The organism is Clostridium lapidicellarium (assembly GCF_041224415.1).
Lineage (GTDB): Bacteria > Bacillota > Clostridia > Clostridiales > Clostridiaceae > Clostridium_B > Clostridium_B lapidicellarium.
Window position 1 is genome coordinate 1 of the sequence record NZ_JBGFFE010000026.1, and the last position, 12,220, is coordinate 12,220.

At 35.8% G+C, this 12,220-nt stretch carries 12 protein-coding genes; 6 read left to right on the forward strand and 6 right to left on the reverse strand.

What is annotated here, in order from left to right; all coding sequences use genetic code 11:
* Nucleotides 1–204 precede the first annotated feature (204 nt).
* The 4 genes from AB8S09_RS13590 to AB8S09_RS13605 all read right to left on the reverse strand — a co-directional run bounded on the left by AB8S09_RS13590 (nucleotide 205) and on the right by AB8S09_RS13605 (nucleotide 5,328).
* Nucleotides 205–1,839: an NAD-dependent malic enzyme gene (locus AB8S09_RS13590; RefSeq protein WP_294184668.1), complete on the reverse strand. Its 1,635-nt coding sequence runs from the start codon at nucleotides 1,837–1,839 to the stop codon at nucleotides 205–207.
* Between the two features lie 35 nt (nucleotides 1,840–1,874).
* Nucleotides 1,875–3,128 (reverse strand): nickel-dependent malate racemase, LarAH6 family, encoded by a 1,254-nt coding sequence (gene larAH6 / locus AB8S09_RS13595; RefSeq protein WP_294184666.1) that lies wholly within the window; start codon nucleotides 3,126–3,128, stop codon nucleotides 1,875–1,877.
* Nucleotides 3,129–3,177: 49 nt separating this feature from the next.
* Complete coding sequence (locus tag AB8S09_RS13600) at nucleotides 3,178–4,602, reverse strand: anion permease (RefSeq protein WP_369869319.1); 1,425 nt, start codon at nucleotides 4,600–4,602, stop codon at nucleotides 3,178–3,180.
* A gap of 246 nt (nucleotides 4,603–4,848) precedes the next feature.
* The gene (locus AB8S09_RS13605) at nucleotides 4,849–5,328 is read right to left on the reverse strand and encodes a hypothetical protein (protein ID WP_369869320.1); all 480 of its coding nucleotides are present in this window, start codon (nucleotides 5,326–5,328) and stop codon (nucleotides 4,849–4,851) included.
* A 120-nt stretch (nucleotides 5,329–5,448) separates the two neighbouring features.
* Between AB8S09_RS13605 and AB8S09_RS13610 the strand changes: the two genes are divergently transcribed.
* On the forward strand, nucleotides 5,449–5,979 hold the full coding sequence (locus AB8S09_RS13610; protein WP_369869321.1) for a cysteine hydrolase family protein: 531 nt from the start codon (nucleotides 5,449–5,451) through the stop codon (nucleotides 5,977–5,979).
* 105 nt (nucleotides 5,980–6,084) lie between these two features.
* Here AB8S09_RS13610 and AB8S09_RS13615 read toward each other — a convergent pair whose 3' ends face one another.
* A complete protein-coding gene (locus AB8S09_RS13615) occupies nucleotides 6,085–7,230 on the reverse strand; it encodes a glycosyltransferase family 4 protein (protein WP_369869322.1) in 1,146 nt (381 codons plus the stop codon).
* Nucleotides 7,231–7,442: 212 nt separating this feature from the next.
* Nucleotides 7,443–8,315, reverse strand: coding sequence for a methyl-accepting chemotaxis protein (locus AB8S09_RS13620; RefSeq protein WP_294184655.1), 873 nt, complete (start codon nucleotides 8,313–8,315; stop codon nucleotides 7,443–7,445).
* A 157-nt stretch (nucleotides 8,316–8,472) separates the two neighbouring features.
* Here AB8S09_RS13620 and AB8S09_RS13625 point away from each other — a divergent pair, with 157 nt between their 5' ends.
* The 5 genes from AB8S09_RS13625 (at nucleotide 8,473) to pyrB (ending at nucleotide 12,206) form a co-directional block, all read left to right on the forward strand.
* Nucleotides 8,473–9,879 (forward strand): non-oxidative hydroxyarylic acid decarboxylases subunit C, encoded by a 1,407-nt coding sequence (locus tag AB8S09_RS13625; RefSeq protein WP_294184653.1) that lies wholly within the window; start codon nucleotides 8,473–8,475, stop codon nucleotides 9,877–9,879.
* 14 nt (nucleotides 9,880–9,893) lie between these two features.
* Nucleotides 9,894–10,127, forward strand: coding sequence for a non-oxidative hydroxyarylic acid decarboxylases subunit D (locus AB8S09_RS13630; protein WP_294184652.1), 234 nt, complete (start codon nucleotides 9,894–9,896; stop codon nucleotides 10,125–10,127).
* 5 nt (nucleotides 10,128–10,132) lie between these two features.
* Complete coding sequence (gene lpdD, locus AB8S09_RS13635; RefSeq protein ID WP_294184649.1) at nucleotides 10,133–10,474, forward strand: prenylated flavin chaperone LpdD; 342 nt, start codon at nucleotides 10,133–10,135, stop codon at nucleotides 10,472–10,474.
* 25 nt (nucleotides 10,475–10,499) lie between these two features.
* Nucleotides 10,500–11,060 carry a UbiX family flavin prenyltransferase gene (locus AB8S09_RS13640; RefSeq protein WP_294184646.1) on the forward strand — a complete coding sequence of 187 codons (561 nt, stop codon included), beginning with the start codon at nucleotides 10,500–10,502 and terminating at the stop codon, nucleotides 11,058–11,060.
* A gap of 225 nt (nucleotides 11,061–11,285) precedes the next feature.
* On the forward strand, nucleotides 11,286–12,206 hold the full coding sequence (pyrB, locus tag AB8S09_RS13645) for an aspartate carbamoyltransferase (protein ID WP_294184644.1): 921 nt from the start codon (nucleotides 11,286–11,288) through the stop codon (nucleotides 12,204–12,206).
* The last annotated feature ends 14 nt before the right edge of the window (nucleotides 12,207–12,220 follow it).

Below are 12,220 nucleotides of genomic sequence, written 5' to 3' on the forward strand. Positions count from 1 at the left end.
TAAAATGGCAGTTAAAATAATAAATATATATCCCTTTTTCACTTTTCTAAGCCCTCCTCAAATTATATATTGGTATTGATGATTTTTCAAATATAATCAAATATACTGAATTGTCTTGAAATTTTGCCTTCAGTAAATCTTCTCCTATTAAAATTTAAGAATTAGATCCGCACTACATGCAGGTATGCATATAGTACGGTTTTTTTATTGTCTGTAGCAGGGTTCCCAGATTTCATTCTCCACTGCTTTTTTGGCGTCGGATATAGATGCCCTGTTCAAGCCTTCTTTTACAGCTTCTTCTACTACGGCAGTTGCTACCAGTTTTGAAGCTTCCCGCAGCCTGGATATGGGCGGAAGTATGGGAGCACCAGGTTTTGAAAGATCCTGGATTGATGCAATGCCGTGGGCTGCAGCGGACAGCATGCCGTCCGTTACTATTCTTGATTTTGCAACTATTATTCCGAGTCCAAGGCCGGGATAGAGAAGGGCATTGTTGGCCTGACCTATAGTATAGGTTGTGCCCTTGTAATTTACTGGTTCCGATGGACTTCCTGTAACTACGAGAGCTCTTCCGTCGCTCCATTTTATCATATCTTCAGCGGTTGCCTCACAGAGTTTTGTAGGATTTGAGATGGGCATGATGGCAGGTCTTTTGTTTATTTCTGCCATGGCCTTTATTACATCTTCCGTGAAAGCACCATGGGTGCCGGAAGTTCCAATGAGTACGGAAGGTTTGATTTCCCTTATTATCTCAGCCAGATCTTTTAAAGGTTTTTTGAATTCATTTTTTGATCTTGCATATTTTTTCTGTCCCTCTGTAAGATCCTGCATGTCGTCTGTAAGTAACCCCTGGCGATCTATGAGATAGAACTGTTTTTTAGCCTCTTCTTCAGACAGACCGCTTCTGATTTTTTCCAGAAATATCTGATCGCTTACACCTATTCCGGCGGTACCGGCTCCGAAAATTGCTATTCTGTGATCTCTTACAGGTACGCCCGTAACTCTTGCTACTGCGTTTATGGCAGAGTTCATCATTACTCCTGTACCCTGTATGTCATCATTGAAAGTACAGATCTTATCTCTGTATTTTTCCAAAATGGTTCTTGCATTTCCACGTCCAAAATCCTCCCAGTGAAGAAGAACTTCTGGAAATAGATCAAGGCTTATCTTCACAAATTTATCTATAAAATCATAATACCTTTTTCCCCTGACTCTCCTATGCTTATTTCCCAGATAACCGGGATCATTTAAGAGTTTTTCATTGTCTGTCCCTGCATCTATTACTATAGGTAGAACATTTCTGGGGTTTACTCCTGCGGCTACAGTATATACTGCCAATTTGCCTATGGAAATATCCACGCCCTGTACTCCCCAGTCGCCTATGCCAAGTACGCCTTCACCATCGGTCACAACTATGAGTTTTATTTCGTCCAGATCTTTGAGAGCTGATTGTATGGATTTTTTTATATTTTCCGGATGATCTATGGATAAAAAAACAGCATCTTTGGGGGTATCATAATTTTTGGAATAATCTATAACGGCATCTCCTATAGTTGGAGTGTAGATTATAGGTAGAAATTCAACAATATGTTTTCCTACCAGATAGTAGAACAGAGTCCTGTTCGTGTCATATATATCCATGAGATAAAGGTGTTTTTCAAGATTGCTTTTAAAATCCCTTGATCTGTTATAGGCAAATTTCTCCTGCTCTTCTAAAGTCCTGACTGCATCCGGGAGGAAACCCGCCAGATCATATTTTTCTCTCTCGTCTTCTGTAAAAGCAGTTCCTTTGTTTAAAAATGGATTTCTCAATAAATCCTGTCCTTTCAAATTGTGCATTTGTAAACACTCCTTTTGTTAATTAGTTTGTATTTTTAATTTTCCACGCATGGAAGTACTGAATTTGCATAGGGAATGACAAGTACACTGGAATTTTCTCCATATTCCTTAAGTGCCATATCCAATCCTTCTTGTGGAGATCTCACCGGGTGCATAAAAATATTTTTTACAATTTCGTCACTCATGGATGAAACCAGGTATACTTTGATTCTTTCTAAAACTGTGCAGATAACAGCTGCTTTATGGGCACCAAGCATAAATTTTTTTTGTATCCACTCTACAGGTTCTTGAGGATTTTTGGCTTTCATCATCCATTCTTTGAATAGTTTTTCCCCAAGGCCGTCTCTACATTCTGCAAGGAGAATTATGCTTCCACCGTCTTTTACTGCGTAACTGGCATTTTCAAGTCCTTTTTGGGATTGGTATAAATTTATGTCCTTTGGATAACCACCGCAGGAAGCAACTACAATGTCGGCCTTCTTTTTTAATTTTATCTTATACATTTTGTCTATATATTTGGTTCCCTCCCTGTGGGCCTTTATAGGATTGCCTGCTACCACCTTTACTATTTTTTTGTGGCTGTTTAATACAGCATTTACTATAAAGTCCACTCCGGCAAGAGTGCCTGCTTCGTCGATATCTTCCCTCATTGGATTTCCCTCACATTTTCCAGGCATGGCTCCCGGTTTTATCATCATTACATGATTTGTTTCAATGGTTCTTTTACTGCATACACCTGGAAGTAAAGCCTTGTTTCCACCGCTGTAACCGGCTTTGTAGTGAAATTCCATGTTTCCGGTAGCTATTATAAAGTCTGCTTCTGCAACAGGACGGAATATGTCTACGGGGGTTCCTCTTGAAGTGGTGCCGATATTGATGCAGTCATCTATATCATGATTGATACATTTTATTTTATTGAATATGGAATGTCCAACTAGTTTTTCCATCTCCTCTGCAGTTTGTTTTCTGTGATAGCCGAGTCCGAAAACTACAGTTATATTGTCATAGCTTGCTCCTGATTTTACAAGTTCCTCTATTATAGGAGGAAGCAGTATATAAGATGGTGAGGGACGGGTTATATCACTTACAAGTATTACAATATTGTGTTTGCCTCTGGCTAATGTGCTCAGAGTTTCTGAATCTATAGGGTTTTGCATTGCAGATTTTACTTCCTCTTCGGCATTCTTTACTTCAGGAAGATCCTGTGAATTTAAGATGCCATGTAGATTTTTATCTGGAATTTCTACTGTACACTGAGAGCTTTTATATTTGAGTTTGATTTCTTTCATAAAATCACCCCTTATCGAATTGAAATTATTTTCTTGATCATTTATGTTATTAGTATACACCTATAATATTGCACCATATAGGTCCGATTCCAAGCCAGACTACTATATAGAATATTCCCAGTATGAAGTTCAGGCTCCACCATTTGTTTTGGCTTACATAACCCGAACCAAACAGAAGAGGTGCAGGGCCGTTGCTGTAATGGGTCGTGGATGCAAACAGGTTTCCAAAGAATCCCAAGGTCAATGCCGCCAGCATAGGTGGTACTCCGCCGGCTATGGCCACTGCCAGAAATGCCGAATACATGGCACTTACATGTGCTGTGGCACTTGCAAATATATAATGACTGTAAAAATAAGCTATAATTAATACGGCGAGAATAACCTGCCAGCTCAGTCCCTTTACACTTCCTGCAATCAGTTTGCTGAACCATGGAATAAACCCTAATTTATTTAGTTCATTTGCCATCATTACGAGCACTGAGAACCATATCAAAGTATTCCAGGCTCCTTTTTCACTTTTTATATCCTCCCAGTTGAGTACATTGAAAAGCAGTAGCAGAGATAATCCTATAAAGGCAGTTAAAGTTGCATCTATCTTGGTTATAGTTCCAGTCACCCATAAAAACAATGTTACAATGAAGATAAATGCCATTGCTTTTTCATCCCTGCTGAGAGGTCCCATCTTTTTCAAGTGTTCTTTGGCTACTTCGGGTGCATTAGGTGTAGCCTTTATTTCAGGTGGATATATCTTGTATATTATAAGTGGAACCAATATAAGACATATGATTCCAGGCAAAAGTGCTGCTAAAAACCACCCAAACCAAGTTATGTGGACATTTAAACCTTCTGCCAGAGTTTGAGCCAGTGGATTTGCAGCCATGGCAGTTAGAAACATTGCCGAAGTTATTATGTCCCCCTGAAACTCGGAAAATATAAGGAAAGATCCTATTTTTCTCTCTGTTCCATCCTCCGGCCTTGAATTAAAAGATTCTGAAAGAGATTTAACTATGGGATATACTATACCCCCGGCTCTTGCTGTATTACTTGGTGTTGCTGGAGCTATAGCAAGATCACAACATAAAATGGAATAGCATAAACCAAGAGTTTTTTTACCGAACAGCCGTACGAATTGATAAGCTATTCTGGAACCGAGGCCGGTTTTTATAAAGCCCCTGGAAATAAAGAAAGCCATAACTATGAGCCATATACTGCTTTGACTGAATCCGGAAAGTGCCACTTTCATTGTAGTTGTATTTGTAGCAACTGTTATGGTCAATCCTATTATGGATACAGCGCCAATGGGAAGTGGTTTCAGTATACATCCTATTATGGTTGCAATAAAAATAGCAAACATATGCCATGCATTGATTTTTACTCCGGAAGGAGCTGGAATAATCCAAATTATTACTCCTACTGCAACAGATATTAATAGTCTTATATATTTGCTTTTAGAATTGGAAGTAGTTTTCCCCATGACAAATTTTATCCCCTTTCTACAATTTATTTTTGAATTTACTTATATTATAAATTCAAAAGGTTTACATGTTAAATACTGTTTTTTTATTCACTTATAAATATTATTTATGAGTAATTGATCCCGCAATTACTGGTGCTATTATATCTTTCTTGTATTCCACAATATACTAAATTCTTTCCAGATAAAAACATGCAGGCTATCGGCAAATTGCAATAGCCTGCATATGAATTACTCATTTGTTTTTTAGATTAACTTTACGTTCACATTGAGCTTCATCTTGGATTGGGGATTTTCTATTTCAACAATGGATTTTTTTATTTCATATCTGTTGCTTATGGATAATTTTACTTGGAATTTGAATTCCTTTGATTCATGAAATTGTTTTATAAAATTATTTTCCTCCTTTGTATTACTGTTTATTATTTCAAATAGCAGATCCTGAAGATCTTTTGACATTTTATCTGAAATCAGGGAAAGTGTGTAGCCGTTTACTCTATTTTTTTCAATCTTCATGTGGTTTAATGTACTAAGCAGCAGTTTTGCTTTATTTAGCTTGTGTTCATGATTTAGCAGGGATTTGTTGTGAAAATAAAAACCATTGCTGCTGTTCATCTCAAATACCTTGGTATTGTCTTTTACCCCTACCATATTGAGGCTTCCCTTAAGATTCTCCTTCTGCTTGATTGTTTCTAGTAAGTCATAGACAAATTTTATCTTGTTCATTTATCTCCTCCTAGATTTTGTTTGCGATTGAGTCTGAGGACTCGGGAATTACTTGATTGGATATTATATAATTATTTATAAAGTGAAAATTATATGAATATATGAAAGGAGAGATTTTCAATGAAAAGAATACTTGTGGTTGTGGATTATCAGAAGGACTTCGTAGATGGCAGTCTGGGATTTGACAAAGCAGTTGTGCTGGAGGATAAAATTAAGGAAAAGATTGAAAAGTACAGGAAAAATAATTATGAGGTGGTATTTACCTTTGACACTCATGGTAACAGCTATCTGAATACCCAGGAAGGGAAAAATCTCCCGATTCCCCATTGTATTGTGAATACGGAAGGATGGAAGCTGTACGGGAAAATTGCCGATTTGTGTGATGAAAATACCAGAATATTTAAAAAACCCACTTTTGGATCCATGAAACTTGCGAAATACCTTGAGAATAATAGGTATGATAGTGTGGAACTGATTGGTGTTGTATCAAATATCTGTGTTATATCCAATGCTGTTTTGGCTAAAGCGGCACTCCCGGAGGCTGAGATAATAGTTGATGCATCCTGTACTGCCAGCAATGATGAGATCTTGAATGAAAAAGCCCTTGATGTTATGGAGGGAATGCAGATAAATGTGATAAACAGACAGTAGATATACCGTATATGCAATACCGCAATTTAATATAGTAAATATAAAAAACATCCAGGTTGAAATTTGGATGTTTTCTTTATGCAGAATTTAAATTTTTCGGCACTATTAAGCACTGATAATGCTGTTCTTTTTATTGAGTAAAATGTCGTCGTAAGTGTCCATAAGTCTGCTGAAGACCTTGTTCCAGGATCTTTTAAGTCCGGTGTTTCTGGCATTTATGCTCAATGTATTTCTCAAGTCTTCGTCCTCGATTAGTTCTATCATTGAATTGGTTAATTCATTGGCATTCCTCGCCTTGAACTTAAGACCGTTGATTTTATGTTCAATAGTATTTTTGACTCCGCCGGCATCAGCACCTATAACCGGAATACCCGAAGCCATGGCCTCAAGTACTACGTTACCAAAAGTCTCCGTTGAAGAGGGAAAGACAAATATGTCACCTGATGCATAAATTTGCGCTAATTTTTTCCCCTTTTTAAATCCCGTAAATATAGTATCTTTTGGAAGATCATTTTTGCATCTGTTCAGATATGGACCTTCTCCTGTTATAACAAGAGCTATCTTGTCTCCATATTTATTATATACTTTTGTGTAGGCATCAATCAGGATATCCAAATCTTTCTCAGGTGAGACCCTGCCTACATATAGAAATACCAATTTGTCATTGACACCAAGCCGTTTTCTTAAATTTTCACTTCTCAACTTGGGATTGAATTTTTCAGAATCTATACCTCTTGAGAAAATATCTGTATTTGATATTCCCTTATTTTTAAGATACAGTTTTATTTCTTCCGACGGACATAAGGTCAAATTATTTTGATTGTGGAACCATCTCATGTAATCCCATATATAATTCTTTAAAAAGCCAAGATTGTAATAATTTAAATACTGACAAAAATTAGTTGTATAATTGGATACAGTAGGTACTCCATGATTTTTTCCATATTTCAGCCCTGCCATTCCCATGTTGAATTCAGTCATGAGCTGAATTATATCTGGCTTGAAATCAAATAGTAAGGCATTTAATCTAAATGTGTTAGGGAAAGCTATCCTGCACTCCGGGTAGAGAAAAAATTTTATGCTGAAAAATCTATGAATATTATAATTTGTATTTTTCCCTACATCACTATCAGGTGCAAATATTAAATATTTGATATCATTTGCTTCATAATATTCTGAAAGTCTGCTCAGAGTATTTGTAACTCCATTTATCTGGGGCAAAAAAGTATCTGTAAAAATAGCTACCTTCACATTATCCCTCCTCGTATTTTGTATTCCTAATATAATAATATTTCTTATAGTTGTTTTTTGATTGCATATTCATGTTAAGTTTGTGCTAAATATTATTAATTTCAGTTAATAGAGCGGCTAAACCAACAGTTATATGTAATATTTAAAAAGAGATATAAAACCTTGATGTATAAGATTTTATATCTCTTTTTATGTTTTAAAATAGGTAAAATTTATATTATTTTAGCAATTTCTGATATGTTTGCAGTACATGCACTCAATTCTTCCGCTGAGGCTGCTATTTGTTCCGTAGAAGAGGCTTGAGAATTTGATATGTCTGTAGTTTCATTTACTTTTTGTTGAAGGCTTGCTGCAACAGCATCTATCGAACTTAATATCTTTTTTATGTTTGTTACGGAATCAGCACTTTTTTTTGACATCTTTCGAATCTCATTTGCAACAACTGAAAAGCTCCTGCCATATTCTCCAGCTCGTGCAGCTTCTATTGCCGCATTAAGTCCTAAAAGTTTAGTATTTTGGGAAACTTCATTTATAAAATCTAATATTTTGTTGGTATTGTTTATTTGATTTATTATTTCATTGGTGTAATTTTGAACTTCTAGAATTTTGTTTAGAAGATCCTGGGCAGATGAGGCAATTTCCTGGGATGAAGCACTTAATTGTTCCGATGATGATTGAATAGTGTCACTTACTTCAAGTAGAGCATCTTGATTTTTTAGATTTATTGCTATGTTCAATGTACCAATTATGTTATTTTTTTTACCCTTTATTGGTATGACTGATGCTTTGAATGCAACGCCATAAGTATCTTTTGGCATTGTACCACTTTCTACTTGTCCTGATTCAAGGGCCTTTGTTATTAATCCTCCAGGAGGAATGGTTTTACCTTCAAGATCGCCGCAGTTTAATTCCTCGCCATTGTAGTAACATAAAAATTTTTCCTTATCGGTTATCCCTATGGCACAGTCAAGAGGGAATCCTTCTTGAAACATTGGGCAAGCTTTGCCGAGAAAGTGTAACAGTAGATTATCTTCATTTTCTGTAAAATATGGATTTGAAAATATATCTTCATTAATTTCTACCAATAGTATGACCTCCAGTATAAAAATATTTTAAATAAAGTTTAAATTATAATTAAAATATAATAGTATATATTATACTTCGATATTATAATTCGATAAATTATATATCAAATGAAAAAATATAAATTTATATAGTATTAAAATAAGAAAGGAGTAAGATATGGCATATAGAGACTTGAGAGAATTCTTGAAAATATTAGAGAGGGAAAATCAATTAATTCGTATAAAAGAAGAAGTTATGCCGGAGCCTGACATTGCAGCCATAGGAAAATCGGCCCCTGATTTGAACAACGGCCCTGCAGTTATGGTCGAAAATATAAAGGGTTATAATAACAGTGTGGTTCTGAATGTCCATGGTTCCTGGAAAAACAGCGCTTTAATGATGGGGCTTCCCAAAAATACTTCCGTAAAAGATCAATTCTTTGAACTTGACAAAAGGTGGTCCAAGTATCCTGTAAAACCTATCTGGGTTGACGATGCACCTGTTAAGGAAATGAAAATCACAAAAGATATTAATGTTTTTGATATAATGCCTCTTTTTAGAGTAAATAAATATGATGGTGGGTTCTATCTTTCAAAAGCTCTTACAGTTACGAGAGATCCAGATGATCCGGATAATTTTGAAAAGCAAAATGCAGGAACATACAGGATACAGGTAAAAGGCAGGGATTTGCTTGGAATACAGCCGCTTCAATTTCACGATATAGCCATTCATCTCAAAAAAGCAGAACAGAGAAATGAGAAACTTCCAGTAGCCATATGTATAGGCAATGATCCAGTTCTAAATCTTATGGCCAGCACTCCTATAGAATATGCACAATCTGAATATGAATTTGCAGGTGCTCTCAAAGGAGAACCTATAGAACTTACTAAAAGTGAAAATGGCAATCTAGATATTCCTGCAAGAAGTGAGATAGTTCTTGAAGGATATATAATTCCAAGGTCTAGGAAAATAGAAGGACCATTTGGAGAATTCCCTGGAAGCTATTCAGGTGCGAGGCTTCAGCCTGAGATAAAAATCACCACTATAACCTGCAGAAAAAATCCTATATTCGAAAATCTTTATATAGGTATGCCATGGACAGAAGTTGATTATTTAGTTGGTTTAAATACAAGCCTTCCTCTGTACAGGCAGCTTAAAAAAGATTTTCCCGAGGTTTCTGCTGTAAATGCAATGTATACCCATGGAATAGGTGTTATAATTTCAACTAAATCAAGATTCGGTGGTTATGGAAAGGCAGTTGCCATGAGACTTTTGTCCACTCCGCATGGAATGCCATATTCAAAAATAATTATAGTAGTTGATGAAACAGTAGATCCCTTTAATTTATCACAAGTAATGTGGGCTATGACAACAAGAGTAAGGCCAGATAAAGATGTGGTTTTAATTCCCAATGCTCCCGGAATGCCGCTTGATCCGTCATCTGATCCTCCTGGAATGCATACAAAACTTATAATAGATGCTACAACTCCTGTGTATCCTGATACATGGAGAAAAGTAAGTCCTCTTACGCCGCCTCCAAAATCAGACTACTGGTTCAATTACATGAAGAATTTAACTAAATAAGGAGGAATGAGAAAATGATATGTCCGAGATGTGAATCTGAAAATGTGGAAGTAATGGCAAAATCACCAAATGGTGATGTTTGGGAAGTGTATATATGCAATGACTGCTGTTTTTCATGGAGATCTACAGAAGATAGCTATATTAGAGATCCAAAAAAGTATAATAAAAAATTTAAAATAAATAGAGAAGAAATAAAAAATCTACCTAAAATGCCCCCTGTGCCGGAAATAGTAGATGGTGAAAAATAATCCCTATGATAGAGATCAATCAAAAAATAAATAGGATAGATCTTAAATTAAAAGCTTTTAAAATGGGAGAAGACTTATGTATAATTTTAACTGGTGGAAAGGAACATATAGGAGCAGTCACAGCCTTTCATGACGGGAAAGTTGAAACTATTACATTTTCTAGTCACAAGGAAAGATTTATAACGGAGAAAATATCAGATATATTTATAAGGGGATTTATAGGGCATTTTGTAATATGCTGTGGAATACACTTTGATAATATTACAAAAGAGGAAATATCGTCCGTGGAAAATATTTCTTGTGAAATGGCTAAAATTCTCTGTGAAAAGCTTAAATACAGCAATTAATTTCAACTGAGCGGGAGATGGATATATGGAAATTGTAGTGGGTATAACTGGAGCAACAGGGGTCATCTATGGAGTAAGGCTTGTTGAAACATTGAAGAATATTGAAAATGTAAAAGTTCATCTTGTAACCAGTGAATGGGCTAAAAAAAATATAGAAACTGAAACGCCTTATAATATTGACTATATTGCAGATCTTGCAGATTTCAACTATGATTACAGAGAACTTGGAGCTAAAATATCGAGTGGTTCATATATGACAGATGGTATGATAATACTTCCTTGCAGCATGAAAACATTGAGTTCCATTGCATGTGGCTATGATGATAATCTCATATCCAGGTGTGCAGGGGTCATGCTAAAGGAAGGCAGAAAATTGGTGATATGTCCAAGAGAAACACCTTTAAGTCCGATACATATTGAAAATATGATGAAACTTTCAAGAATAGGGGTAAGGATACTTCCACCTATGCCTGCATTTTATAATAACCCCTCTACGATAGATGATATTATAAATTATCATGTAATGAAAGTTTTAGATCAATTTGGAATAAGGTATAATAATAAAAATAGGTGGCAGGGAATTTAATTAACATGGCAATTAATTCTTGACTTGAAGTTAAAATTATGGTATTCTAAGCTACAGTAAAATTAAATGCTATAAGTCCTTTAAAACTAGTTCAGAGAAACTGGGAAGGCCTCATGAATATTTTGAAATATTTGTAGTATGCGGTGTGAAAGTGTCTTCCAAATTAGGAGACACTTTTTTTAAACCTTTAATTTTAGTACAGAGATACTGAGAAGGAGGAATAAAATGTTAAAAGGAAGACATTTAATTGACATCATGGATTTTTCAGTAGAGGAAATGAATGAAATATTTGAATTGGCCCATGAAATAATTTTGAGAAGAGAACAATTTTCCCATGTATGTGAGGGAAAATTGTTGGCCACATTGTTTTATGAACCCAGTACAAGGACCAGGCTGAGTTTTGAATCGGCCATGATAAGGCTGGGTGGAAAGGTGATAGGTTTTTCGGATGCAGGCTCAAGTTCTGTCTCCAAAGGTGAAAGTATAGCAGATACTATAAGAGTGGTTGGCTGTTATGCAGATATAATTGCCATGAGACATCCCAAAGAAGGGGCACCTAAAGTTGCATCTATGTATTCTCCTGTGCCTGTTATAAATGCGGGTGACGGAGGACATCAGCACCCCACGCAGACTCTTGCAGATCTTTTAACCATCAAATCCATAAAAGGAACATTGTCAAATCTAAAAATAGGATGTTGTGGAGATTTAAAGTTCGGAAGAACAGTACATTCGCTTATCAAAGCCATGTCCAGGTATGAGGGAAACAGTTTTGTCTTGATATCCCCCAAAGAATTGAAAATACCGGATTACACCAGAAAAGAAATGGATAATAAAAATATTGACTACAGTGAAACCGACAATTTGGAAGATATTATAAGCTCTTTGGATATACTCTATATGACAAGGGTACAGAAAGAAAGATTTTTCAACGAAGAGGACTATATAAGATTGAGGGACAGTTATATATTGGATAAGGGAAAAATATCCAGAGCGAGGAAGGATATGATTGTACTTCATCCACTTCCAAGGGTAAATGAAATTTCATATGAAATTGACAGTGACCCCAGGGCCTGCTATTTTAAACAGGTTAAATATGGAATGTACGTTAGAATGGCCCTCATGATGAAGCTGCTTGGAATTCAATAAGGAGGTAATGAATT